Source organism: Streptomyces sp. NPDC107550 (assembly GCF_055639095.1).
Genome location: NZ_JBVKBC010000038.1, coordinates 1 through 24,745, shown reverse-complemented (window position 1 = coordinate 24,745; position 24,745 = coordinate 1). Strand labels below are relative to the sequence as shown.

Genomic DNA, 24,745 nt, shown 5'->3' with positions numbered 1-24,745 from the left:
CGCATCGTCCTGTGTCCGTGCACGTTTCGCTCGCCCATGACGTCCGGTTCCTCCTCGGTCCCTACGTGGGGCATCCCCCACGCCCCTGCCGGCCGTGGGGGAGTCTGCGGCACTGCTTCGTACGTACGACTACTGCTGTGGTCCTCGTCCGGGCCCGCGCCTCGGGCCCGGGTGCCGTCCGGCGCGCCGTTCGTACACGCGGTTCGTATACGACGCACCGGAAAGCACAAAAGGACCCGGGGGCTGCGTCGCCCGAGTCCTCTGCCCAGCAGAATAGCCGACATGACATCGGGTCCGGCAGGTGACGAGCGGCGATCTTCTGTGCGGCCGGTCACGGAACAGGGGCTGTCAAGCCCCGCGCGTGTGACGCTGCGCACCACCGACGGGGTCGCCATCGACGCGGCGTACACGCCGGGGCACGGCGGCCCTCACGCGCCCGCGCTGGTCCTCGCGCACGGCTTCACCGGCGATCTGGAACGCCCGCACGTCCGGCGCGCCGCGGGCGTGTTCGCGCACGCCGCGGCCGGGGTCGTGACGTTCTCCTTCCGCGGCCACGGGCGCTCCGGCGGGCGTTCGACGGTCGGCGACCGGGAGGTGCTCGATCTCGCGGAGGCGGTCGCCTGGGCCCGTTCGCTCGGCCACGCGCGCGTGGTCACCGTCGGCTTCTCGATGGGCGGCTCGGTCGTCCTGCGGCACGCGGCGTCGCACAGGGGGCGCACGGAAGCGCGGACGGACGCGGTGGTCTCGGTGAGCGCCCCGGCCCGCTGGTTCTACCGGGGCACGGCCCCGATGCGGCGCCTGCACTGGGTGGTGACCCGGCCCGCGGGACGCGTCGTCGGCCGGCTCGGGCTGCGCACCCGTATCCAGTCCACCGCCTGGGACCCGGTGCCGTTGTCGCCGGTGGAGTCGGTGCCGCTCATCGCGCCGACGCCGCTGCTCGTCGTGCACGGCGACCGCGACCCGTACTTCCCCGTCGACCACCCCCGGATGCTGGCCGCCGCCGCTGCCGGGGGCGCCGAACTGTGGCTGGAGCCGGGCATGGGGCACGCGGAGAACGCGGCGGACGACGCGCTGCTCGCCCGGATCGCGGAGTGGGCCGTGGCCGCCGGTGCCGCACAATAGGACGCCGCAGGACCGATCCGACCCACGAGGAGCCGAGAGCATGGCGCAGGGCACGATCCGCTTCTGGGCGGCTGCCAAGGCCGCCGCGGGCGTCGCGGAGGAACCGTACGACGCCGACACCCTGGCCGCCGCCCTCGACGGGGTCCGCGCGCGACACCCCGGCGAACTGCTCGGTGTGCTGCGGCGTTCCTCGTTCCTGGTCGACGGCGACCCCGTGGGCACCCGGGAACATGAGACGGTACGGCTGGCCGAGGGCGGCACGGTCGAGGTGCTCCCGCCGTTCGCAGGAGGGTGACCCCGATGAGCAACGACCAGCAGTACCCGCCCCAGGGGCGGCCCGACCGGCACGGGCAGACCTACGACCCGTACGCGGGCGGCTACGCGCAGCCGCAGGAGCCCGACGGGCCGCAGACGCAGCAGTGGCAGGCGCAGACCTGGGACACCCAGGTGCAGCCCGCCCCGCTCCCGCAGCAGGCGCCCCCGCCCCACCAGCACCGGTCGCAGCCGCAGCCGCAGCCCTCGTACGGGGACCAGCAGCAGTACGGTCAGCCGTCGTACGGTCAGCCGCAGTACGGTCAGCCGCAGTACGGGGACCAGCATCAGCAGGCTCCGTCGTCCGCGCCGCGGCAGGACTGGTCGGCGTACGACACGAACGGGCGGGAGCACGGCGCCGGTGCCTCAGGTCAGGCCGCCGCGCAGCCGCAGCCCGCGCTTCAGCCGCAGCCTGAGCACCAGCAGCACCAACAGCACCCGCAGCAGCAGGCGCACCAGCAGGCTCAGCAGTCCCAGGCGCACCAGCAGGCTCAGCCGCACCAGCAGTTCCAGGGGCACCAGCAGGCTGAGCAGTTCCAGGCGCACCAGCAGCCTGAGCAGTCCCAGACGCACCAGCAGTCCCCGTACGCCCCGCAGCCGCAGCCCGCCTCCGCCGCCCAGCCCGCGCCCCCCGCGCCGGAGGCCGTCGGGGCTGGGGAGGAGCCCGCGTACGGGCCCGCGACCACCACCGGCAACACCCGCGTCACCGACGCCCAGCGCGCCCGCGCCGAGGGGCGCTCGCCGGTCATCGAGCCCGGCATGCGGCCCGCCGCGCTGACCGCCGTGCTCGGGGTGCTCCTCGCGGGCGGCGCCGCCGTCGGCCCGTACGGGCTGCTCGTGCCGCTGCTGCTGCTCCAGGCGGTCACGGCGGCCGGCTGGTTCCGGCTCAACGGCATGTGGCCGGCCCGCCAGGGCATCGCCCTCGCGTTCCTGGGCGGTGTCGTCGCCGATATCGCGCTGCTCGCCGCCGGCCGCGAGCGCGGCCCGGCCGCGATCCTCGGCACGCTCGGCGTCTGGGTGCTGCTGACGCTCGTCCTGCAACTGCGTTCGCACGCGGCGCCGGACGAGCGCATGTACGGTCTGATGGCGACCGTCGCCTCCGCCGCCCTCGCCATCATGGCGGCCGGACACCTCGCCGCCGCCCCGCACGCCGTGACCGTCGGCGCGCTCGCCGTCGCCGCCGCGATGATCGCCCGCGCGCTGCCGCTGCCGACGCCCGCTTCCGTCGTCGTCGCCCTGCTCGCCGCCGCCGGCGCGGGCATCGCCGCCGGGGCCGCGACCGGGGTCGGCACCTCGGGCGCGCTGCTCGGGGCGGGCGCCGCCGTCTGCGCCCTCGTGGGGCACCGGGCCGCCTCGTACGACTATCCGTCCCGGTTCGTGCACATGACGGCGGGCGTCGCGCTGCCGCTGGCCGCCGCCGCTCCCGCGGTCTGGATCCTGGGGCGCGCGCTGGTCTGAGCGCGGCCCGTGCCCGGTGCACCGACCCTTCGACAACTTCGGAACAAAGGCCCCGCGCCCCGGTGACCCGGGCCGGGGCCGCCGTACGCTCGCGGAGGGAGACATCGAAGCCTGGGGAGCCACAGGAACATGCGCGCACTACGAATACTGCTGGTCATCGCCGTCGTCCTCGGCGTCCTCTTCGTGATCGCGGACCGGATCGCGGTCGCCTTCGCGGAGAACAAGGCGGCCGACGAGATCAAGTCGAGCGAGCACCTGGACACGGCGCCGGACGTGTCCATCAAGGGCTTCCCGTTCCTGACGCAGGTCGCGGACAGCACCCTGGACGACGTCGAGGTCGGCATCCACGACTACGAGGCCAAGAGCGGCACCGGCAGCATCCGTATCGCGGACCTCAAGGCCGAGATGCGGCACGTGAAGTTCGACAGCAGCTTCAGCTCCGCCAAGGCCGCCTCCGCGACCGGCACCGCCCGCATCGACTACGCGGAGCTGCTGAAGGCCGTCAAGAAGCAGGACCCGGCGCCGCTCGCCCCCGGCATCACCGCCGGCATCGACGGCCTCTCGTACGGCGGCGGCGACAAGATCAAGGTCGTGCTCGCGGTGCGGACGCCCCTCGGCACGCTGCACCCGACCGTGCTCAGCTCCGTCAAGGTCAGCGGCGGCAAGGTGTCGGCCCGCGCGGACAGCCTGCCCAGGATCGGGGCGTTCGAGCTGGCCGAGGGGCGGGTGCGCGGGGTGACCGACTTCCAGCAGGCCATCGACCGGCTGCCCGGCGGGATCTCCCTGGACAAGGTGCAGGCGGTGCCGGACGGCGTGGAGATCACGGTGCGCGGCAAGGACCTCGACCTCGTCGGCTGACCACGCGCGCGTCCCCGTACGAAGGTTCCCTGCGGCCTCCCAGAAGCCCTGACGTCCGTACTGCGAGACGGTACGTCCGGTCCGCAGGCGGAAACGGGTTTTTCGGCGCCCCCGAAGCCCGCGAACACAGCCCGCACCCGGCTCACGTCTCGCGTGTCGGACGTTCGCGTCTCAGAATCCGACACACCGGTGACACGGCCGCCGTCGCGTCCTTACGATCGGACGCATGCAGCGACAGGCGGACCTCACGAAGCGGCGGGCAGTAGACCTGTGCCGCGTCGCCGCCATGCTCTGTCGCCCTGTCTGAGCGGACCCCGGCCGACCAGCCCTCTCCCGCTCTCCCCGCGCCCCTCGAGTCGACTCGGGGCCACCCCTCGCGCGATGCCGCGCACCCGATTCCGACTTCCGCATGCCCCGCCGCACCTGCCCCGGAGGAACACAGCATGAGCCGCAGCGACGTCCTGGTCGACGCAGACTGGGTCGAGGCCAACCTCGACAACCCGAACGTGGCGATCGTCGAGGTCGACGAGGACACCTCGGCGTACGACAAGAACCACATCAAGAACGCGATCCGCATCGACTGGACCAAGGACCTCCAGGACCCGGTCCGCCGTGACTTCGTCGACCAGGAGGGCTTCGAGAAGCTCCTGTCGGCCAAGGGCATCGCCAACGACACCACGGTCGTCCTCTACGGCGGCAACAACAACTGGTTCGCGTCCTACGCCTACTGGTACTTCAAGCTCTACGGCCACCAGGACGTCAAGCTCCTCGACGGCGGCCGCAAGAAGTGGGAGCTGGACTCCCGCGACCTGGTCGACGGCTCCGAGGTCCCCAGCCGCCCGGCCACCCAGTACAAGGCCAAGCCGCAGGACACCTCCATCCGCGCCTTCCGCGACGACGTCGTCAACGCGATCGGCAGCCAGAACCTCGTCGACGTGCGCTCGCCCGACGAGTTCTCCGGCAAGCTGCTCGCCCCGGCCCACCTGCCGCAGGAGCAGTCGCAGCGCCCCGGCCACGTGCCGAGCGCCCGCAACATCCCGTGGTCGAAGAACGCCAACGACGACGGCACCTTCAAGTCGGACGAGGAGCTGAAGGCCCTCTACGCCGACGAGCAGGTCGACCTCGCCAAGGACTCCATCGCCTACTGCCGCATCGGCGAGCGCTCCGCGCTCACCTGGTTCGTCCTGCACGAGCTGCTCGGCGTCGAGAACGTCAAGAACTACGACGGCTCGTGGACCGAGTACGGCTCCCTCGTCGGCGTGCCGATCGAGCTCGGCGCCAACAAGTAACCGCCCCTCATCTACTAGGAGTTCAGCTATGTGCGGTGCGAAGGCCGGCGGCCCGGACGCCTCGACGATCAAGCCCGGCGAGACCACCATCCAGGGCCAGGTGACCCGCGACGGCGAGCCCGTGACGGGCTATGTGCGCCTGCTCGACTCGACCGGTGAGTTCACCGCGGAGGTCCCGACCTCCGCCACGGGCCAGTTCCGCTTCTACGCGGCCGAGGGCACGTGGACCGTGCGCGCCCTGGTGCCGGGCGGCACGGCCGACCGCACGGTCGTCGCCAGCACGGGCGGGCTCGCGGAGGTCGCCATCGCCGTCTGAGCGATGACCGGCCCGCCGTGACACCGGAGGACCGCACCCCAGGGGGTTGGACGCCACTGGAACGGGGTGCGGTCCTCCGGCTCGCGCCCGCACCGGCCCTCCTCTCCTCGCCGTACACCGGCACCGCTTCCGGCTTACGCTGGAGACATGTACGCGCGCCGCAAGCACGCCTACTTCGCCATGATGGGCGTCTGCATCGTCCTCTTCGTCCTGGCGTGGGGCGTCGTGCGGCTGTGGTCCGTGCCCGCCGCCGTCGCCATGTGCGTCGTCGCCATGGTCATCCCGCCCTTCGCCGCGATCGTCGCCAACCGGCGCGGCCCCGAGGACCGCTGGTGGGACGACCCCTCAGGCGACAAGAAGTCCGACGAGTGGTGGGACGAACTGGACGGCAAGAACCACCCCCGCTGACCCCGGGCCGGGCCGCGCCCCGCTCCGGCGCGCGGGAGGGGGCGCCGGCCCCGGATCGACCGCTCGGCTGACCTCGCCGAGAGAGCCGGGGGCCCTCCTACTACAGTGGGGTGCGGCTCTGTGTCCGTACCGTTCTTGAGAAAGCTCACCGAGGAGCACCCGTGCTTGAGGCCTTCTTCTCCGCTCTGCTCGTCCTGGTCTGCGTCGGCGTGCTCGCGTTCGCCGGTCTGACCGTGAAGAAGCTGTACCAGGGCCAGCGCTGACCCGTCCCCGAGCCGACCGGAATCCCAGATCATGATCCAGATCCCGTCCGACCTGCACCCCGACCTCGTGCCCCTGGCGTTCCTGCTGGGCGACTGGGCCGGCGCCGGTGTCACCGACTTCCCCGGCGCCGAGAAGGCCAACTTCGGCCAGGAGGTCTCCTTCACCCACGACGGGCGTGACTTCCTGGAGTACCACTCCCACACCTGGATCCTCGACGCCGAGGGCAACAAGGTGAAGCCGCTGGAGTCGGAGTCCGGCTTCTGGCGCGTGGACAAGGACCGCAAGGTCGAGGTCGTCATGGTCCGTGACGACGGTGTCGTCGAGGTCTGGTACGGCGAGCTGGCCGACAAGAAGCCGCAGATCGACCTGGCCACCGACGCCGTCGCCCGCACCGCGGCCTCCGGCCCCTACACCGGCGGCAAGCGTCTGTACGGGTACGTCAAGAGCGACCTGATGTGGGTCGGCGAGAAGCAGACCCCCGAGGTCCCGCTGCGCCCCTACATGTCGGCGCAGCTCAAGAAGGTCGTCTCGCCCGAGGAAGTCGCCGAGATGGCCCGCAACCTGCCGGACATGCCCGACGACGGGATCGCCTTCTTCAAGTAGTCATACACTCGGCGGTGTGGTGAGCACCGACTGGAAGAGCGATCTGCGGCAGCGCGGCTACCGGCTGACTCCGCAGCGCCAGCTTGTCCTGGAAGCCGTGGACACCCTGGAGCACGCGACCCCCGACGACATCCTGAGCGAAGTGCGCAGGACCGCGTCGGGGGTCAACATCTCGACGGTCTACCGGACTCTGGAGCTCCTGGAGGAGCTGGGCCTGGTCAGCCACGCCCATCTCGGGCACGGCGCCCCGACGTACCACCTGGCCGACCGGCACCACCACATCCACCTCGTCTGCCGCGACTGCACGCACGTGATCGAGGTCGACGTCGACGCGGCCCAGGACTTCACCGCGAAGCTGCGCGCCGAGCACGGCTTCGACACCGACCTCAAGCACTTCGCCATCTTCGGCCGCTGCCGCGACTGCGCGGCGAAGGCCGAGGCGGATCCGCAGGAATAAGCGCGTCCGGGCCGTCGTCGTAGTCTGTGTGACCATGCAGCGACTTTCACCGAGCAGCCCCCTGCTGACCCTGCCCGGAGCCGTCCCCGGCGAAGGCGTGGACGAAGGCGTCGCCGCGCACTACGGCGACCTCTTCCGCGAGCAGCGCTCTCTCGCCGACGGCACGGGCGTCGTCGACCTCTCGCACCGCGGCGTGCTCACCGTCACCGGCGAGGACCGCCTGAGCTGGCTGCACCTGCTCCTCACCCAGCACATGAGCGAGCTGCCCCCCGGCCAGGCCACGGAGGCGCTGATCCTCTCGGCCAACGGGCACATCGAGCACGCCCTCTACCTCGTCGACGACGGCACGACGACCTGGGCGCACGTCGAGCCCGGCACCGAGGAGGCGCTCCTCGCGTACCTGGAGTCGATGAAGTTCTTCTACCGCGTCGAGGTCGCCGACCGCACCGCCGACATCGCCGTCGTGCATCTGCCCGCCGGCTCCCTCGCGCCCGCGCCGGACGGGGTGGCGGTGCGCGAGACCGCGTACGGCCGCGACCTGTTCCTGCCGCGCGCGGACCTGGAGTCGTACGCCGGCGCCCACGGCCCGGCGATCGGGCTCCTCGCCTACGAGGCGCTGCGCGTCGAGCAGCACCGGCCGCGCCTCGGCCTGGAGACCGACCACCGCACGATCCCGCACGAGCTGGGCTGGATCGGCTCGGCCGTCCACCTCCAGAAGGGCTGCTACCGCGGCCAGGAGACCGTCGCCCGCGTGCAGAACCTCGGCAAGCCGCCGCGCCGCCTGGTCTTCCTGCACCTGGACGGCAGCGAGGTCCATCTGCCGCCGCACGGCGCCGAGGTCCGGCTCGCCGCCGACGGGCCCGAGGGCCGCAAGATCGGCTTCGTGACGACCTCCGTACGCCACCACGAGCTGGGACCCATCGCCCTCGCCCTGGTCAAGCGGAACGTGCCGGTGGACGCGCCGCTGCTCGCCGAGACCACCGCCGCCGCGCAGGAGATCGTGGTCGAGCCCTGACGCGGCCCCCGAGTCTCCCTCGCCTACATCTCCAGCAGGACGGTGAACGGGCCGTCGTTCGTCAGGGACACCCGCATCCGCGCCCCGAACCGGCCCGTCGCCACGGTCGCGCCCAGCGCCCTGAGCCGCGCCACGACCTCGTCCACGAGCGGCTCGGCGACATCGCCGGGCGCCGCCGCGTTCCACGTGGGCCTGCGGCCCTTGCGGGCGTCGCCGTAGAGCGTGAACTGGCTGATCACCAGGAGCGGCGCGCCGACGTCACTGCACGAACGCTCGTCGGACAGCATCCGGATCGACCAGAGTTTGCGGGCCAGTTGGGCCGCCTTCTCCTTCGTGTCCTCGTGCGTGACCCCGACGAGGACGCACAGGCCCTCACCTTTGATCTCGCCGACCGTCTCGTCCCCTACGACGACGCTCGCGCCGTCCACCCTCTGCACCACTGCACGCATACGGACCATCATGCCGTGCCTCCACACGAGTACCCGAACCCCCCATCCGGGGCCGATATGGGGCACTCGGGCACCAACCGGCCACTTCGAGTGGCACGATGCTCACACGCGGTACGCCGAGGGCGTGCCGCGTCGGTCCGGTCGAGGGGACGGTAAGCACGTCATGGACGCACACACCATGAGCCAGACATCCGGTACGGGGCAGCCCGCCCAGCCGGCGGTGGCGCGACCGCCGGTCCAGCGCACCGGCAGCCCCGAGCTGCCCGAGGCACCCGCGCCCGACCTGTCCCTGCTGCGGCTGCCCGAACTGCGTACGCTGCGGCGGGACTCCCAGCAGAACGAGGCGGACCTCAGTTACGTACGGCGGCTCCTCCAGGGGCGCATCGACATCCTGCGGGCGGAGCTGGCGCGGCGCCGCGACCCGGAGACTCCCGTCGTGGACCGGCTCTCGGAGATCCTGCGGGACCAGCCGACGCGGCAGCGGTCCTCGGCGCGGCACGTCACGGTGGGGCTGCCGCACAGCGAGGAGTTCCGGCGGCTGGCGGCGCAGATGCTGTCGGACGTGGAGCTGTCGGATCTGGGGGCGCGCACCGACGGCGAACTGCATGTGGCCATGGGGCGGCTCGTGCGGTATGAGCAGCAAGTGTCGCGGCGGCGGCAGGAGTTGCAGCGGGTTGCTGATGGGTGCAGTGCGGAGATCGCTCGCCGCTATCGGGAGGGGGAGGCTCGGGTGGCTGATCTTTTGGGGGGGTAGGGGGAGGGGGTTTGTGCGGGGGGTGTTCTTGGGTGCGGGGTGCTTGTCGTGCTGGTTGCGCAGTTCCCCGCGCCCCTGTCGGGGCGGTGGCCCCTGGGGTTGTCGGTTGGCCGTCCGCCGGTGGGGGTTCTCGCGCAGTTCCCCGCGCCCCTGTCGGGGCGGGGGAAACTCGGGGGACTTGGGTGGGGGGTGGGGGTTAGGTTGGGGGGATGGGTGATGTTGTTCGGGGCGTGCGGGAAGACGAGTTGGCGGAGTGGTGCCGCGCCCTGAACCGGGGGTTCCTGCGCCCGCCGACGGCCGGCCAGGAGACCGTCACCAAGCGGCTGGCCCACTTCGACCTGAGCCGCACCCGCGCCGCGTTCAGCGACACCCCCGCCGGCCCTCGCCAGACCGCCACGTTCCGTTCCTTCGCGCAGGAGCTGACCGTCCCCGGCGGCGCCACCGTCCCCACGGACGCCATCACGAACGTCACCGTCACCCCCACGCACCGCCGCCGCGGCCTGCTGACCCGCATGATGGCGGCCGACCTCGCCGACGCGAAGGACCGCGGTGACGTCGCGGCGACGCTGATCGCGGCGGAGTACCGGATCTACGGCCGCTACGGCTTCGGCCCGGCCGCGACGACGGCCCACTGGGAGATCGACGTGCCGCGCGCCGGCCTCGACGCGTCCTGGGCGGGCCCGGGCGACGGCGCCCGGATCGACCCCGCCGACCCCGAGGACGTCCGCAAGGCGGGCCCGGAGCTGCACGAGCGGCTGCGCCGCCGGGTCGCGGGCGTCGTGTCGCGCGGCCCGTTCTGGTGGGAGCACGCCACGGGGCTGTGGCCGACGCCCGAGGACCCCTGGACCGAGCCGTTCCACGTCCTGTACCGGGGCGCCTCCGGCGAGGTCGAGGGCCTGCTCGTCTACACCGTCGACGCCCACTGGGGCGAGGCCAAGATGCCGGGGAACACGGCGACCGTACGGCAGTTGCTCGCGCTGAACCCGGCCGCCGAGCGCGCGCTGTGGCACCACCTCTGCTCGGTGGACTGGGTGACGGCCGTGCGCTCCGGCGACCGCGCCCCCGACGACCTGCTGCCGCACCTGCTGCCCGACCCGCGCGCCGCCCGCCTGACCACCCAGGCGGACTTCCTGTGGGCCCGCGTCCTGGACGTCGTGGCGGCCCTGGAGGCACGGACGTACGAGACGGCAGGGGAGCTGGTGCTGGACGTGCGGGACGCCGCCGGGTTCGCCGCGGGGCGGTTCCGGCTGACGGCGGGGCCGGACGGCGCGTCCTGCGTGCCGAGCACCGCGTCCGCCGACATCACCCTGGACGTGGGCGAGCTGGGCGCCCTGTGGCTCGGGGACGCCTCCGCGGTGCGGCTCGCCGCGCTGGGGCGGATCGCGGAGGAGCGTACGGGCGCCGCGCTGCGCGCCGACGCCCTGTTCCGCACCGCCCGCAGGCCCTGGTGCCCCGACGTCTTCTGACGGGTGGTGCGGGACTAGGGCCTTTCCTTCGGGTCAGGCCGGATCAGGGAGCGGGCTCTGGTGCCGTGCATCGCAAGGCGGAGGAGGGCGTCATGGCGGAGCCATGGCAACCGACGACAACGCCGCGAGGTGCGGTGCCAGAGCCCGCGACCCCGGCATGATCCGAAGGAGAGGCCCTGACCGGGCTCCCGGCTCCCCTCCGGAAGGGAGCCCGGTCAGCCGCTCTGGGCCAGCAGCATGACGAGGACGACCGCCCCGATGCCGCTGATCACGGTGTTCTTGGCCTTGAGGCCGACGGACAGCACGATGAACGCGATGATGCCCATCGGCCCGTACCGCCACTGGATGAGCTGTTCGAAACCGATGGCGAGGGCGGCGACGAGGATGGCGAAGAGCGGCATGGTCTCTACCTCCTACGGGTCCTGAGGGCCTGATGGCCCGAGCGGCGACCAACTCCACTGACATAGCGGTGACGTAGACCAACCTGTGTGGTCGACGCCAACCCCCGAGGTTGTCCGACCATGTCCTTCAAGTTGGTCACCAACTCACTGGTACTTATCTCCGCTCTACGGCGACTCATAACCACCTTCTCCTCAACTCCCCAAAGATGGCGGGAAGTTGTAGCGTTGGTATGTGAACGCGGAGCATGCCGCCGTCAAGGGACGGCCCCGGCCGCGGGGGGCGCGGTGGACGTCCGAAGAGGTGGCCGACGAGCTGCGCGCCCGGATCCGCACCGGCCGGCTGCGGGCGGGCCAGCGGCTGCCGACGCAGGCGCGGCTCGCGGACGAGTTCGGCGTGGAGCGCTCCGTCGTACGCCAGGCGCTGCGGGTTCTGCGCTCCGAGCAGCTTCTCGCCAATGTCTCCAAGGGCAGTCCGGCCACCGTCGCCGAGGACACCGGGCCCGCGTTCCTCGGTCCCGGCGCGCCGCCGCGGCCCACGATGGCGGCGCTCGCGCCCCGGGTCGCCGCGGCCTTCGAGCGGCAGGACGTGGAGATCGACGCGCTCTGTCTGACGTCCGTGTCCCTCACCCTCGCCATGGGCGAACCGCTGCGCCGTATCCACGCCGGGCACATGAAACCGGCCAGAGTGCGCGTACGGGTCCTGCTGCCCAGCCGGAACATCGACCTCGCGTTCCCCGCGCCCGCGGGTTCCGGGGGCGGTGAGGCGGGCGACGGGCTCGGTGGCCGGGTGCGGCGGCACTGGCTCGCGCAGCGCAACGCGCAGGGCCAGGTGCTGCGGCACAATCTGCTGGCCCTGCGCGCGACGCACGGCGTCGACGTGTCGGTGGAGTTCCGGGCGCTGCCGTTCACGCCGCCGGTCAAGCTGTATCTGATCAACGGGACGGAAGCGCTGTTCGCGTACTACACGCTCGCGCGGCGCGGTGAGCTGATCGACCACGAGCGGGTGGACGTCTATGACGCGCAGGGGGTACGGCAGACGCTGTTCGCGTTCGACCAGGGTGCGGGACTGCGCGACACGACCTTCGTCGAGCAGTCCCACCTGTGGTTCGACAGCCTCTGGAACACCATCAGTTCGGACCTCACGCTGTCGGCGTAGGGCCTTTCCTCCAGGTCAGGGCGGTCGGTCGGGGCGGGTCAGCGCAGCGCGGGGCCGGCCACCATGAGGGCGAGCATGATGCCGCCGACGGAGCTGCACGTGGCGCTGCGGGCCTTGACGCCGACGGTCAGCAGGAGCAGACCGGCGATGCCCGCGGGGCCGTAGTGCCATTGGACGAGCTGCTCGAAGGTGATCACGAACACCGCGGAGAGGAGGCTCAGGACTGGCATGGCGGTTCCCCCTTCGTCGGGCTTCGGCGGGACGCACGTACCCGCCATACTCGCCAGCCTCAGCCATCTTCTGCCAAGTGGCGACCAACTACACTATGGTTGTCCCCACTTGGTTGGGGGAAATAAACGGGCACGCGACAACTCCCGCCAAATCCAGGGAAGTTATAGCGTTTGGTCGTGACCGGGGAGAGCGTGACGAGCATGACGGACAGCACGGACGCCACACTGAACGGCAGCAGAAGGCTCACGGCCCAGCAGATCGCCGACGATCTGCGTGAGCGCATCAGGTCCGGGCAGCTCAAGCCGGGCGAGCAGCTCCCGACGCAGGCCGCGCTCGCCGAGGAGTTCGGCGTGGAGCGCGGCACGGTCCGCCAGGCCCTCCAACTCCTGCAAGGCGACGGCCTGTTGAGCAATCGCAGCAAGGGGGCGCCGCCGCGTATCGCCCCCTCGGGCACCGCCCGGGACGAGCCGCAGCCCTCGATGGTCGCGCTCGCGCCCCGGCTCGTCGAGGCGTTCGCCTCCCCGCAGGTGCGCATCGACGCCGTGTGCATGACCTCCGAGACGCTGATGCTGGCGCTCGGCGAGCCGCTGCGCCTGATCCATGAGGGCCGGCTGTGCCCCGAGTCCGTCGACGTACGCATCCTGCTGCCCAGCCGCGACATCGACCTCGCGTTCCCCGTGCCGGTGGGGGAGGGCGCGGGCGGCGCGGGCCAGGACGAGGAGGCGGCCGTCCACGAGCGCTGGCTAGCCACGCGCAACGCCCAGGGCCAGGTCCTGCGGCACAACCTGCGCTCGCTGCGCTCCTCGCACGGCATCGACGTACGGGTGACGTTCCGGGCGCTGCCGTTCACCCCGCCGGTCAAGCTGTACCTGCTCAACGACTCCGAGGCGCTGCTCTCGTACTACATGGTCACGCGGCGCGAGGAGGAGATCGACAGCGGGACCACGCTGGAGATGTACGCGGCGACCGGCACGCAGGCCCTGCTGTTCTCCTTCGAGAAGCGGGCCGGGCACCGGGACCGGGCGTTCGTGGAGGAGTCGCGGAAGTGGTTCACCGCCCTCTGGGAAACCATCACGTCCGACCTGACACTCAGCTAGTGATGTCGCCGGTGACCTTCGCAGGTGACTTCCGCTAGTGACTTCCGACGTGAGGCAGGAGACTGGCCGGGTGGCTGAAGAGACGCACTCCTTCCGGGGACCGAGTGAGCTGTCCGCGCTGGTCAAGGGCGCGCGGGTCGTGCTCTTCGACTTCGACGGGCCGATCTGCCGGCTGTTCGCGGGGCGGCCCGCGCCGCTCATCGCGCGCGAACAGGTCGACTGGCTGGACGCGCAGGGCCTCGGCGACGTCCTCGACCCCCGCGAGCGCGAGGACGAGGACCCGCATGCCGCGCTGCGCAGCCTGGGGCTCAAGCGCCGGGGCAGCGACCTCGTCGTGGAGATGGAGAAACGTCTCACCGAGCAGGAGCTGCGCGCGGTGCGTTCCGCCTGGCCCACGCCCCACGCCGACCCCCTCATCCGCACCTGGAGCGCGGTCGGCGTCCGGCTCGCCGTCACCACCAACAACGCGCCGGAGGCCGCCCGCAGCTACCTCAGGTCCCGGGGCCTCGACGGCTGTTTCGAGCCGCACATCTACGGCCGCACCCAGGACCTCAGCCGCCTCAAGCCCGACCCGTACTGCCTGCTGCGCGCCCTGCGGGCGATGGGCGCGGCGCCCGCCGACGCCCTGATGATCGGGGACACGCCCACCGATCTGGCGGCGGCGCGGGCGGCCGGGGTGCCCTTCCTCGGGTACGCGCGCAACACCCGTAAGGAGGCGGTGCTGCGGACCGCCGGCGCGGCGCATGTGACGACGTCCATGGAGCCGCTGCTGACCCTCGTACGGGGCCGCTGAGCGGCGGCGCCCGGACCGCCCCGCCGGCCTGCATTCCCGTACGACAGGTGGAGTTGGCTGCCAACTGGCGTAGAGTTGCCAGAACTTGGCACGGCGGGACGGAGCACGTCGCGGTGAACGACGCGGAGAACGGCAGGCCCGGGGGCGGCCCCTCGGCGCGGACGACCGCCGAGGAGATGGCCGACACCCTGCGGGAGCGGATCAGGTCCGGTGAGCTGCGGGCCGGGGACCGGCTCCCGACGCAGGCGGCGCTCGCCGAGGAGTTCGGCGTGGAGCGCGGCACGGTCCGCCACGCCCTCCAGCGCCTCCAGGCCGACGGCCTGCTCACCAACGTCAGCAAGGGCAGCCCGCCGCAGGTCGCCGACGTGCCCGCCGAGCCGGTGCGCCGGCAGTCGGCGCGCAGCATCCTCGGCCCGCGGCTGGTCGAGGCGTTCGCGCGCGAGGACGTCCGCATCGACGTCGAGTGCCTGACCGCGGAGACCCTGATGCTGGCCCTCGGCGAGCCGCTGCGCCATGTGTACGAGGGGGTGAGCCGGCCCCGCTCGGTCCGCGTACGGGTGCTGCTGCCGAGCCTCGCCCAGGACCTCGACTACCCGGCGCCGCCCGGCGGGTGGGGGCAGGACGTGGCCCTGGACAAGGCGGTACGGGAGCGCAGCCGGGTCCAGCAGGAGGCCCAGATGACGGTCCTGCGCAGCAACCTGGCGGGCCTGCGCCGCACCGGCACCGACGCGGAGGTCGCGTTCCGCTTCCTGCGGGGGACGCCGTCGCGGAAGGTGTATCTGCTGAACCGGGCGGCGGTGCTGGTGGGGCACTACGTGCCGGGGGTCTTCGAGCGGGAGGTCGAGGAGTATCCGGGGGCGGCGGATGTGCGGTTGCTGGATGTCGTCGGCTTCGAGACGCAGATGTTCGTCTTCGACCAGCGCGAGGGGGCGCGGGACGCGGACTTCGTCGCAGCCGAGCAGGCCATGTTCGACGCCCGCTGGGACCACGTGTCCTTCGGACCTCAGGCCTGAACCAGCGCGATGGCGAAGAGTGCGGCGGCGACGGCGGCCCAGGCCGACGACCGGCGCTCCGCCGACAACAGCAGCAGGAAAGCGGCCATGAGCAGCATGCCGGGCAGCCCGTAGGCGGACTGGACGAACCGGTCGAGCGCGTAGCTCAGCAGGGGCGGTGCCAGGGGGAGAACGGTGTTCATGGGTTCATTCCTCACGAAGGGCCGGCTCGGGTCCGGCGCAGCGGTCTGGTCATCGTCAACTTCCGGTCCAATTGGACTGGTTGGACTGATGAGGTGTTCCCCTCCCTGACAGATCGTTAATCAACCTGCTTGTACAGCAGGGAAGTTGACTGGATCCGGCACGGAAGCGGTCCGCTGTGGGTACCTTCCGGGCATGGACAACGTGCGAGGCGACGCCCCCGGCGGCCGGGAACTCTTCCGCGTCGTGGAGGAGCTGCGCTCCCGGATGGCCGCGGGTGTCTATCAGCCGGGCGCTTTCCTGCCCGCCCAGCGCGCCCTCGCCGGCGAGCTGGGTGTCTCGCGGGACACCGTCCAGCGCGCCCTGACACAACTGGCCGGTGAGGGGCTCGTCGAGGCGCGGCAGGGCAGTGGCACCCGGGTCCTGAGCCCCCCGCGGGTGCAGTCCGTGACGGCGCCGGCCGCCAAGGGAGGGCGGGCCACGCTCCAGGACTGCTTCGACGAGGCGTTCCGCCGCGACGAGGTACGCGTCGACGCCTACTCGCTGACCGCGGAGAGCCTGGACATGCAGATACGCGGCCAGCTCCTGCGCATCAGGACGGGCGAGTCACCCGCCCCGCGCGGCATCGTCGTGCGGCTGCTGCTGCCCAGTCCGACGCTCGACGCGCCCTACCCCCGCGCCGTGGACGAGGAGCCGGGGGGCTCGGGCACCGCGCGGCTGCGGGCGCGGCTCGGGGAGATCACGGCGCGGCACACCCGGTCGCTGCGCATGGCGCTGTTGCAGATCGCGGCGGAGGGGCTGGTCGAGCGGGCGGAGTTCGAGGTCCGGTACGTGGCCCTGACACCGGTCTTCAAGCTGTATCTGATCGGTGGCGGCCAGGCCCTGCACGGCCCGTACCAGATGGTCCGGCGGCCCATCGTGCTCAGCGACGGGGACGTGCTGCAGGCCCTGGACGTCAAGGGTGTCGGCGCGCCGCTCACGCATTATGTCGCCGACGACGACTCCGCATCGCGCGGTTCGGTCTTCGTGCGGACGTGGCAGGACTGGTTCGACTCGGTCTGGAGCGAGCTGGCGCTCGACACGAGCGGCCCCGGATCGAACAGGGAAGGGCGGAACTGATTTTCGCCGCGTGCAGCGGTCGTGGCGCGCCCGCCCCGCCGGTACCGTGGGCTCGTCAGCGGCCCGTCGTGTGAGGCACCACCAGGAGCGGCCAGTGGGCGCACCTCTCGCCCCCAGTCCCGCCAGGCCGGAGACGGCCGAGGAACTCTGGGACAGCACCGCCGCGCCCCCCGGGAGCCCCGGCACCCGGCTCGGCGGCCACCACCACGTCAACCGGGTGGTCGAACTGGACGCGGCGTTCGCCGGCCGGCTCGGCAGGGACCCCGGCGAACGGGTCCTCCTGCGCCGCCGCCGCGCCGAGGCGGCCCCCGTGGTGCTGCGCGCCGTATCGGACGAATCGACGCTGCTGGCCGCCCTCGGCGACAGCCTGCCTCACGCGCCGCGCCTGCTGCTCCGCGGCGGCCGCACCGCCGTGCACACCTTCGTGCCCGGTGAGCCCCTCGCCGCCTTCAGCGCCCCGGGCAAACCCGTCGACGCCCTGGCGGTCGAGGTGCTCGCCGCCCTGCTCGCCTCCTTCGCCCGGGTGCCCGCCGAGCGCCTGCCGCTGGGGGCGGACACGCGGCGCCGCGACGGGGACGGCCGGGCCTTCCTGCGCTCCCTCGCCCTCGCCGCCGACGACCGGATCCGCCGCCCGAACTGGGCGGAGTACGGGGGCCTCTTCGTCGCCCTCGGCGTCCACGCCGACGCCCTGTGGCGCTTCGCCGACCGCGTCCCCGAGCTGCGCCCCCGCCCCTTCGGCCTGCTCCACGGCGATCTGCACCGCGAGAACGTGATCTGCGCGCCCGGCGCGGGCGTCCCGACCGCCTGCGTCGACTGGGAACTCGCCCTGTACGGCGACCCGCTGCACGACCTCGCCATCCATCTCGAACGCATGGACTACCCGCGCGAGCAGCGGGCCGATGTCGTCGAGCAGTGGCGGCGCGCGATGGCGAGGGTGCGGCCAGGCGCCGTCGCGGGCCTCGACCGGGACCTGCGGCACTTCATCGAGTTCGAGCGGGCCCAGTCCGTGTTCCCCGACGTCATCCGGGCGGTGCGCCTGCTGGGCCGGACGTTCAGCGAGGCCGCGCTGGAGCGGGCCGCCGCCGAGGTGCACCGGGCGCTGGTCGCGGCCGAGGGCCCGCTCAGGCTGCGCGGGGTGCCCGGCCCGGAGACCGTCGTACCGCTGCTGCACCGCTGGCGAGCCGCGCGTGACCTGCGCGAGCACGGCCGGGCCCGCACCTGGGCCGTCAACTGGGAGAGCGACGCGCGCGTGCCGACCCGCTCCGCCTTCCCGGCGGAGGCCGTCGAGCGGGCCCTGTGGACCGAGGGCGCCGCCCCCGCCCGGTGCGTCTTCAAGGGCACCGCCCACCTGGGCACCCTCGTACGGGTCGAGGGCCTCCCCGGCGCGGTCATGGTCCGCCGCAAGGTGGCCTCCGTGAGCCCGGTCGAGCCCCGCTTCCTCGACGAGCACGCGGTGCTGCGCGCCATCGAGGACTCGGGCGCGCCCGTCAGCGCGCCGCGCGTCCTCGCCCTCGGCACCAGCGACTTCGGGGACCGCTTCACCATCCACTCCTACGAGGGCCCGGACGACCTCGGACGCAGGCCGCGCCACCCTGTCCACGGGCTGCTGCCGGGCGAGGCGAACCATCTGGTCGACCAGTTGTGCGCCCTGGCACGCGTGGACGCGCGGCCTCTCGCTCAGGACATGGGGGGCGACGGCTTCTACGCCTGGCTCAGCGGCCGGCTCGTCGCCATGGTGGCCGGCTTCTCGGAGCGCTCGCGGCGGTTCGCGGCCCGGCTCGGTCTCCCCGACGCCGCCGACCTCGGCGAACGGCTGCTCGCCCACCGGGTCACCGAGCGCCCCCACGTGCTGCTGCACGCCGACCTCAACCCGTGGAACCTGGTGCGCCACGAGCGCGGCTTCGGCCTCACCCTCATCGACTGGGAGATGGCGATGGTGGGCGACCCGCTGTACGACCTCGTACGGCACATCCACCTCACGCCGACCACCCGGGAGGTCCGGGAGCGGATGTACGCGCGCTGGGCGGAGCGGATGCCGGAGCGCATGACCGGGGACTGGGAGCCGGACCGGCGCGTCTACCAGGGCTTCGAGCGGGTGCGCTCGGCGTACGTGGACCTGGACCGGCTGGTCACCGGCGCCGGCCTGGACGCGCCCAACGTGCGGCGGGCCGTCGGCTCGTTCGAGACCACCCTGCGCCGGGCGCTGACCTGGCTGGGGGCCGGCCAGGACGGGGTGACCCCGGGCAACCCCTATCTGGCGCTCGCCCTGTCCCGCGCGGGTGAGGAGACGCAGGCGCCCGCCGGGAGCCCCGTACCCTCCTCCCCATGACCACCCCCCACCCCCCGACCGCGGCGGCCCCGGCGGTTTCGTTGCGGGAGTTGAAGAAGGTGCGGACTCGGGAGAAGTTGTCCGAGACCGCCGTGCGGCTGTTCCTGGAGAAGGGGTACGAGAGCGTGTCCGTCGCCGAGGTGGCCGCCGCCGCCGAGGTGTCGAAGCCGACGCTGTTCCGGTACTTCCCGACCAAGGAGGACCTGGTCCTGCACCGGTTCGCCGACCACGAGGACGAGGCGGCCCGGGTCGTGCGGGCGGGCCGCGCGGCCGGTCAGGCGCCGCTCACCGCGTTGCGCCGCGCCTTCCTCGACGGCCTCGCGCGCCGCGACCCGGTCACCGGCCTGTGCGACCACCCGGCCGTCCTCGCGTATCTGCGCCTGCTGTACGGCACACCGTCGCTCGTCGCCCGCATGTACGGGTATCAGGAGCGGTCCGCGCGGGCGCTCGCCGCGGCCCTGGGCGGGCCCGCGAGTGAAGCCCCCTCGGCGAGCGATACCCCGCCCGCGACCGACATACCGCTCCCCGCCGTCGAGGCGCGGCTCGCCGCCGGGCAGATCGTCGCCGTGCAGCGCATCCTCGCCGAAGACAACGTCCGCCGGATCACGGGCGGCGAGCCGCTCGCCGCGGTGGAGGCGGACGCGGTGGCCGCCGCCGACGCCGGGTTCCGGCAGCTGGGGGAGGGCCTGGGACACCGGTACGGGTGACCAACCGGCTGACAATGCAGGCTGGCCAAACCCGGTCAATAATTTAACTCGGTTACGTTATCGTGGGGCGTATGACCGAGCCCCACCCCGCGCTGCGCGCCGAGCGCCGCTACCACGACACCTGCCGCGCCGCCCTCGCCGCCATGCTGGAGGGCGCCGACCAGCAGGTCGTCATCGGGGAGAACGCCTCCGCGTCCGGCGCCGACGCCGAAGTCCTCGGTTACGAACTGCGCACCCGCGCCAAGGGACTGCGCGAACTCCCGCGCGCGCCCGCCTTCTTCGGCCGCCTCGACTTCGCCGCCGACCCCGAGGCGGCCGGCGACCACGCGGGCCAGCGCTACCACATCGGCCGGCTGCGGATCAGCGAGCACCCGGCCGCGCCGCCGCTCGTCGTGGACTGGCGGGCGCCCGTGTCCCGGGCGTTCTACCAGGCGAGCGCCGCCGATCCCCAGGGTGTGGACGTGCGCCGCCGGTTCGGCTGGGCGCCCGGCGCGAGCGGCGACGACGCCGACGACCTCACCGCCCTGGAGGACGAGCACCTCACCGCCCCCCGCCCGGACGCCCCCGCGGACAGCCGCATCCTCACCGGGGAGATCGAACGCCCCCGCGTCGGCCCCATGCGCGACATCGCCGCGACCATCCAGCCCGACCAGGACGACCTCGTCCGTGCCCCCGCGACCGAGAGCGTCTGCGTGCAGGGCGCCCCCGGCACCGGCAAGACCGCCGTCGGCCTGCACCGCGCCGCGTACCTGCTGTACACGTACCCGAACAAGCTCCAGCGCGGCGGCCTGCTGATCCTCGGGCCCAACCGGACGTTCCTCACGTACATCTCGGCCGTGCTGCCCGCGCTCGGCGAGAGCGGGGTACGGCAGTGCACGGTCGAGGAGATGCTCGGGCGCGGCGAGGCGCGGGCCGCCGACGAACCGGCCGCCGCCCTCGTCAAGCACGACGCCCGCATGGCCCGCGTCCTGCGCCGCGCCCTGTACGCCCGCGTCCCCGCCCCCACGGACGCCCTCACGGATACCGACACCGGCACCGGCACCGGCACAGGCGCAGACACCGGCCCCGTGACCGAGCCGCTCGCCGTGAAGGACGACGGCGTCTGGTGGCGGGTGCCCGCCGACGAGCTGAACCGGATCGTGCGCGAGGTCCGCGCCCAGGACCTGCCCTACCTCACCGGCCGCGAACGCGTCCTCAGCCGTGCCGTACGGGCCCTGCGCGAGCGCGCCGAGCGGCGCGGCGCCACCGTGAACCGCGCCTGGGAGCAGCGCGTCGAACGCTCCCGGCCCGTCCGCGCCTACGCCGACGCGGTCTGGCCGCGCGTCCGCGCCGACGAGGTGCTGTTCTCCCTGCTCACCGACGCGGACGAACTGGCCCGCGCCGCCGCCGGCATCCTCGACCCGGCCGAGCAGGCGGCGCTGCTGGGTTCGCGCCCTGGCCGGTCCGTGCGGTCCGCCACGTGGACGCCCGCCGACCTCGTGCTCCTGGACGAGATCGGCGGGCTGCTCCAGCACCCCGAGGGCTACGGCCACATCGTCGTCGACGAGGCGCAGGACCTCTCCCCGATGCAGGCGCGGGCCATCGCGCGGCGCGCGGAGTTCGGCTCGCTGACCGTGCTCGGCGACCTCGCGCAGGGCACCGAGCCGTGGGCGGCCCGCGACTGGCCCGCGCTCCTCGCCCACCTCGGCCGGCCGGACGCCCCCGTCGTGCCGCTCACCCTCGGCTTCCGCGTCCCGGCGGCCGTCCTCGCCCTCGCCGAACGCGTCCGTGCCCGCCTCGAGGTCGACGTGCCGCCCGCCCGTTCCCTGCGCCGCGACGGCGACGTCACCCTCACCCGGGTCGGCGCGGTCGGCGAGGGCGTCGCGGACGCGGTGCGCCGGGCGTGCGCCACCGAGGGCTCCGTCGGCGTGCTCGCCGCCGACGCGCACGTCCCCCTCGTACGGGACCTGCTCGCGGCGGCGGGCATCGAGGCGGGCGGCGCGCGCGACCTCGGGGCACGGGTCGCGGTGGTCGGCGCGAGCGAGGTCAAGGGCCTGGAGTACGACCACGTCGTCTTGGTCGAGCCCGCCGCCGTCGCCGCGGGCGAGCCCCGGGGCCTGTCCCGCCTCTACGTCGCCCTGACCCGGGCCGTCACCTCGCTCACGGTCCTGCACACGGCCCCCGAACCGTTCTGACCCGGGCCGGTTCGGCCCCAACCCCGGCCGCCGGCCTTCCCGTACGGCGGCAACGCCCTGTCGTACGTCACTTCCCCACGTACTCCGCCAGATGCTCGGCCGTCAGCGTGGAGCGGGCGGCGATCAGGTCGGCCGGGGTGCCCTCGAAGACGACCCGGCCGCCGTCGTGGCCCGCGCCGGGGCCCAGGTCGATGATCCAGTCCGCGTGCGCCATGACCGCCTGGTGGTGCTCGACGACGATGACGGACTTGCCGGAGTCGACCAGCCGGTCGAGCAGGGCGAGCAACTGCTCGACGTCCGCGAGGTGCAGGCCCGTCGTCGGCTCGTCCAGGATGTAGACGCCGCCCTTGTCGCCCATGTGCGTGGCGAGCTTCAGCCGCTGCCGCTCACCGCCGGACAGCGTCGTCAGCGGCTGCCCGAGCGTGAGGTAGCCGAGGCCCACGTCCGCCATCCGCTCAAGGATCTTGTGCGCGGCCGGGGTCCGCGCCTCACCCGCGCCGAAGAACTCCGCCGCCTGCGCGACCGGCATCGCCAGGACCTGCGCGATGTCCTTGCCGCCGAAGGTGTACTCCAGCACGGACGCCTGGAACCGCTTGCCCTCGCACTCCTCGCAGGGCGTCGCCACCCCCGCCATCATCGCCAGGTCGGTGTAGACGACACCGGCGCCGTTGCAGTTCGGGCAGGCGCCCTCGGAGTTGGCGCTGAACAGGGCCGGCTTGACCCCGTTGGCCTTGGCGAACGCCTTGCGGATCGGGTCGAGCAGACCCGTGTACGTGGCCGGGTTGCTGCGCCGCGAACCCCGGATCGGCGCCTGGTCCACCCGTACGACACCCTCCTCGTCCGGGATCGAGCCGTGCACCAGCGAACTCTTGCCGGACCCGGCGACGCCGGTGATCACGGTCAGCACGCCGAGCGGGATGTCGACGTCCACGTCCTTGAGGTTGTGCGTGCTCGCGCCCCGGATCTCCAGCGCGCCGGACGGCTCGCGCACACTGTCCTTGACCGACGCGCGGTCGTCGAGGTGGCGGCCGGTGACCGTGTCGGCGGCGCGCAGCCCCGCGACCGTGCCCTCGAAGCAGACCGTGCCGCCGGCCGTGCCCGCGCCGGGCCCGAGGTCGACGACGTGGTCGGCGATGGCGATGGCCTCCGGCTTGTGCTCCACGACGAGGACCGTGTTGCCCTTGTCGCGCAGCCGGAGCAGCAGGTTGTTCATCCGCTGGATGTCGTGCGGGTGCAGCCCGACGGTCGGCTCGTCGAACACGTACGTCACATCGGTGAGCGACGAACCGAGGTGGCGGATCATCTTCGTGCGCTGCGCCTCGCCGCCGGACAGGGTGCCCGAGGGGCGGTCGAGGGAGAGATAGCCGAGGCCGATCTCCACGAACGAGTCGAGCGTGTCGCCGAGAGCGCCCAGCAGCGGCGCCACCCCCGGCTCGTCCAGCCCGCGTACCCACCCCGCGAGGTCGCTGATCTGCATGGCGCAGGCGTCCGCGATGCTGACCCCGCCGATGGTGGAGGTGCGCGCGCCCTCGTTCAGCCGGGTCCCCTCGCACTCGGGGCAGACGCTGAAGGTGACGGCGCGCTCCACGAACGCCCGGATGTGCGGCTGGAGCGCGTCCACGTCCTTGGACAGCATGGACTTCTGGATGCGCGGGATCAGGCCCTCGTACGTGAGGTTGACACCGTCCACCTTGATCTTGGTGGGCTCCTTGTACAGCAGGTCGTGCAGCTGCTTCTTCGTGTACTTGGCGATCGGCTTGTCCGGGTCGAAGAAGCCGCAGCCGCGGAAGATCCGCCCGTACCAGCCGTCGACGCTGTAGCCGGGGACGGTCAGGGCGCCCTCGTTCAGCGACTTGGAGGCGTCGTAGAGCTGGGTCAGGTCGAAGTCCTGGACGCGGCCCCGGCCCTCGCAGCGCGGACACATGCCGCCCACGATGCTGAACGAGCGCCTCTCCTTGACCTCCTCGCCGCCCTTGCGGACGGTGACCGCGCCGGCGCCGCTGATCGAGGCCACGTTGAACGAGTACGCCTTCGGGGAGCCGAGGTGCGGGGTGGCGAGGCGGCTGAAGAGGATGCGCAGCATCGCGTTGGCGTCGGTGGCGGTGCCGACCGTGGAGCGCGAATCGCCGCCCATGCGCTGCTGGTCGACGATGATCGCGGTGGTCAGCCCGTCGAGGACGTCCACCTCGGGCCGGGCGAGCGCCGGCATGAAGCCCTGCACGAACGCGCTGTACGTCTCGTTGATCAGGCGCTGCGACTCGGCCGCGATCGTGTCGAACACCAGCGAGCTCTTGCCGGAGCCCGAGACGCCGGTGAACACGGTCAGGCGGCGCTTGGGGATCTCGATGTCGATGCCCTTGAGGTTGTTCTCGCGGGCGCCGTGCACACGGATCAGGTCGTGGCTGTCGGCGGGGTGGTCGGCCGGGTGGTTCGCCGGGCGGTCAGCCGAGCGGCCCGTCGGGTGGTCGGCCGGGTGGTCCGCCGTGGCGGGTGTCTTGCGTGGAGCCTTGCTCATCGTCTCTCCGTTGGCGCTTGCGTCAGCCGGTACGGCCCTCCGATCGTTCCCTTCGGGCCGGTACGCGGGCACGGGCTCGGGCTCGAACTCCGACTCGCTGACGCAGTATCCCCGCCCGGCGCCCCGCCGGTCGGCAGCCCGGGCCCCCGGCTGCCTCCCCACCGTAGGGCCTGTCCTTCGGATCATGCCGGGGTCGCGGGCTCTGGCACCGCACCTCGCGGCGTTGTCGTCGGTTGCCATGGCTCCGCCATGACGCCCT

26 protein-coding genes are annotated in these 24,745 nt (G+C 72.8%); 21 read left to right on the top strand and 5 right to left on the bottom strand.

From position 1 onward, the window contains the following. Positions 1-282 precede the first annotated feature (282 nt). The 11 genes from ACZ7LY_RS30840 (at position 283) to ygfZ (ending at position 8,102) form a co-directional block, all read left to right on the top strand. A complete protein-coding gene (locus ACZ7LY_RS30840) occupies positions 283-1,122 on the top strand; it encodes an alpha/beta hydrolase (protein WP_471628037.1) in 840 nt (279 codons plus the stop codon). 40 nt (positions 1,123-1,162) lie between these two features. Next, entirely contained in the window at positions 1,163-1,417 is a 255-nt protein-coding gene (locus tag ACZ7LY_RS30835) for a MoaD/ThiS family protein (protein ID WP_471628036.1), read from the top strand. A 5-nt stretch (positions 1,418-1,422) separates the two neighbouring features. Continuing rightward, a complete protein-coding gene (locus ACZ7LY_RS30830; RefSeq protein ID WP_471628035.1) occupies positions 1,423-2,892 on the top strand; it encodes a hypothetical protein in 1,470 nt (489 codons plus the stop codon). Between the two features lie 129 nt (positions 2,893-3,021). Continuing rightward, positions 3,022-3,750: an LmeA family phospholipid-binding protein gene (locus ACZ7LY_RS30825; RefSeq protein WP_471628034.1), complete on the top strand. Its 729-nt coding sequence runs from the start codon at positions 3,022-3,024 to the stop codon at positions 3,748-3,750. Positions 3,751-3,976: 226 nt separating this feature from the next. Further along, positions 3,977-4,057 (top strand): Ms5788A family Cys-rich leader peptide, encoded by an 81-nt coding sequence (locus tag ACZ7LY_RS30820; RefSeq protein WP_359001348.1) that lies wholly within the window; start codon positions 3,977-3,979, stop codon positions 4,055-4,057. A gap of 136 nt (positions 4,058-4,193) precedes the next feature. Further along, positions 4,194-5,039, top strand: a complete 846-nt coding sequence (locus tag ACZ7LY_RS30815) for a sulfurtransferase (protein WP_471628033.1) — start codon at positions 4,194-4,196, stop codon at positions 5,037-5,039. A 28-nt stretch (positions 5,040-5,067) separates the two neighbouring features. Next, positions 5,068-5,355, top strand: a complete 288-nt coding sequence (locus ACZ7LY_RS30810; RefSeq protein WP_401405108.1) for a DUF1416 domain-containing protein — start codon at positions 5,068-5,070, stop codon at positions 5,353-5,355. A gap of 147 nt (positions 5,356-5,502) precedes the next feature. Further along, positions 5,503-5,763 carry a DUF3099 domain-containing protein gene (locus tag ACZ7LY_RS30805; protein ID WP_471628032.1) on the top strand — a complete coding sequence of 87 codons (261 nt, stop codon included), beginning with the start codon at positions 5,503-5,505 and terminating at the stop codon, positions 5,761-5,763. Between the two features lie 294 nt (positions 5,764-6,057). Further along, a complete protein-coding gene (locus ACZ7LY_RS30800) occupies positions 6,058-6,630 on the top strand; it encodes a heme-binding beta-barrel domain-containing protein (protein ID WP_471628031.1) in 573 nt (190 codons plus the stop codon). A 16-nt stretch (positions 6,631-6,646) separates the two neighbouring features. After that, positions 6,647-7,087 carry a Fur family transcriptional regulator gene (locus tag ACZ7LY_RS30795; protein ID WP_471628030.1) on the top strand — a complete coding sequence of 147 codons (441 nt, stop codon included), beginning with the start codon at positions 6,647-6,649 and terminating at the stop codon, positions 7,085-7,087. A gap of 34 nt (positions 7,088-7,121) precedes the next feature. Beyond that, entirely contained in the window at positions 7,122-8,102 is a 981-nt protein-coding gene (gene ygfZ, locus ACZ7LY_RS30790) for a CAF17-like 4Fe-4S cluster assembly/insertion protein YgfZ (RefSeq protein WP_471628029.1), read from the top strand. Positions 8,103-8,125: 23 nt separating this feature from the next. Here the strand turns inward: ygfZ and dtd are convergent, their stop codons facing one another. Continuing rightward, positions 8,126-8,551: a D-aminoacyl-tRNA deacylase gene (dtd, locus tag ACZ7LY_RS30785; protein ID WP_471628028.1), complete on the bottom strand. Its 426-nt coding sequence runs from the start codon at positions 8,549-8,551 to the stop codon at positions 8,126-8,128. 178 nt (positions 8,552-8,729) lie between these two features. Here dtd and ACZ7LY_RS30780 point away from each other — a divergent pair, with 178 nt between their 5' ends. Together ACZ7LY_RS30780 and ACZ7LY_RS30775 are read left to right on the top strand one after the other, a co-directional pair. Continuing rightward, positions 8,730-9,305, top strand: a complete 576-nt coding sequence (locus ACZ7LY_RS30780) for an RsiG family protein (protein ID WP_471628027.1) — start codon at positions 8,730-8,732, stop codon at positions 9,303-9,305. 209 nt (positions 9,306-9,514) lie between these two features. Continuing rightward, on the top strand, positions 9,515-10,771 hold the full coding sequence (locus ACZ7LY_RS30775) for a GNAT family N-acetyltransferase (RefSeq protein WP_471628026.1): 1,257 nt from the start codon (positions 9,515-9,517) through the stop codon (positions 10,769-10,771). 215 nt (positions 10,772-10,986) lie between these two features. On the opposite strand, the gene ACZ7LY_RS30770 is transcribed toward ACZ7LY_RS30775, so the two are convergent. After that, on the bottom strand, positions 10,987-11,172 hold the full coding sequence (locus ACZ7LY_RS30770; protein WP_471628025.1) for a hypothetical protein: 186 nt from the start codon (positions 11,170-11,172) through the stop codon (positions 10,987-10,989). 232 nt (positions 11,173-11,404) lie between these two features. On the opposite strand from ACZ7LY_RS30770, the gene ACZ7LY_RS30765 reads away from it, so the two are divergent. Beyond that, entirely contained in the window at positions 11,405-12,328 is a 924-nt protein-coding gene (locus tag ACZ7LY_RS30765) for a winged helix-turn-helix domain-containing protein (RefSeq protein ID WP_471628024.1), read from the top strand. A gap of 38 nt (positions 12,329-12,366) precedes the next feature. Here the strand turns inward: ACZ7LY_RS30765 and ACZ7LY_RS30760 are convergent, their stop codons facing one another. Continuing rightward, positions 12,367-12,558, bottom strand: a complete 192-nt coding sequence (locus ACZ7LY_RS30760; RefSeq protein ID WP_471628023.1) for a hypothetical protein — start codon at positions 12,556-12,558, stop codon at positions 12,367-12,369. A gap of 201 nt (positions 12,559-12,759) precedes the next feature. On the opposite strand from ACZ7LY_RS30760, the gene ACZ7LY_RS30755 reads away from it, so the two are divergent. From ACZ7LY_RS30755 to ACZ7LY_RS30745, 3 genes are all read left to right on the top strand, one after another. Then, the gene (locus ACZ7LY_RS30755) at positions 12,760-13,656 is read left to right on the top strand and encodes a winged helix-turn-helix domain-containing protein (protein ID WP_471628022.1); all 897 of its coding nucleotides are present in this window, start codon (positions 12,760-12,762) and stop codon (positions 13,654-13,656) included. A gap of 70 nt (positions 13,657-13,726) precedes the next feature. Beyond that, positions 13,727-14,449, top strand: a complete 723-nt coding sequence (locus tag ACZ7LY_RS30750) for an HAD family hydrolase (protein WP_471628021.1) — start codon at positions 13,727-13,729, stop codon at positions 14,447-14,449. Between the two features lie 113 nt (positions 14,450-14,562). Further along, entirely contained in the window at positions 14,563-15,462 is a 900-nt protein-coding gene (locus tag ACZ7LY_RS30745; RefSeq protein ID WP_471628020.1) for a GntR family transcriptional regulator, read from the top strand. Here the strand turns inward: ACZ7LY_RS30745 and ACZ7LY_RS30740 are convergent. Further along, the gene (locus tag ACZ7LY_RS30740; protein ID WP_471628019.1) at positions 15,453-15,644 is read right to left on the bottom strand and encodes a hypothetical protein; all 192 of its coding nucleotides are present in this window, start codon (positions 15,642-15,644) and stop codon (positions 15,453-15,455) included. The two genes, ACZ7LY_RS30745 and ACZ7LY_RS30740, sit on opposite strands and share 10 nt — an antisense overlap. Positions 15,645-15,837: 193 nt before the next feature. Here ACZ7LY_RS30740 and ACZ7LY_RS30735 point away from each other — a divergent pair, with 193 nt between their 5' ends. The 4 genes from ACZ7LY_RS30735 to ACZ7LY_RS30720 all read left to right on the top strand — a co-directional run bounded on the left by ACZ7LY_RS30735 (position 15,838) and on the right by ACZ7LY_RS30720 (position 21,971). Next, positions 15,838-16,761, top strand: coding sequence for a winged helix-turn-helix domain-containing protein (locus ACZ7LY_RS30735; protein ID WP_471628018.1), 924 nt, complete (start codon positions 15,838-15,840; stop codon positions 16,759-16,761). Between the two features lie 94 nt (positions 16,762-16,855). Next, on the top strand, positions 16,856-19,090 hold the full coding sequence (locus tag ACZ7LY_RS30730) for a phosphotransferase (protein WP_471628017.1): 2,235 nt from the start codon (positions 16,856-16,858) through the stop codon (positions 19,088-19,090). Continuing rightward, positions 19,087-19,797 (top strand): TetR/AcrR family transcriptional regulator, encoded by a 711-nt coding sequence (locus tag ACZ7LY_RS30725; RefSeq protein ID WP_471628016.1) that lies wholly within the window; start codon positions 19,087-19,089, stop codon positions 19,795-19,797. The genes ACZ7LY_RS30730 and ACZ7LY_RS30725 overlap by 4 nt, the downstream gene beginning before the upstream one ends. Positions 19,798-19,868: 71 nt before the next feature. Beyond that, positions 19,869-21,971 (top strand): HelD family protein, encoded by a 2,103-nt coding sequence (locus tag ACZ7LY_RS30720; protein ID WP_471628015.1) that lies wholly within the window; start codon positions 19,869-19,871, stop codon positions 21,969-21,971. 67 nt (positions 21,972-22,038) lie between these two features. Here the strand turns inward: ACZ7LY_RS30720 and ACZ7LY_RS30715 are convergent, their stop codons facing one another. Further along, positions 22,039-24,486: an ATP-binding cassette domain-containing protein gene (locus tag ACZ7LY_RS30715; RefSeq protein ID WP_471628014.1), complete on the bottom strand. Its 2,448-nt coding sequence runs from the start codon at positions 24,484-24,486 to the stop codon at positions 22,039-22,041. Between the last annotated feature and the right edge of the window lie 259 nt (positions 24,487-24,745).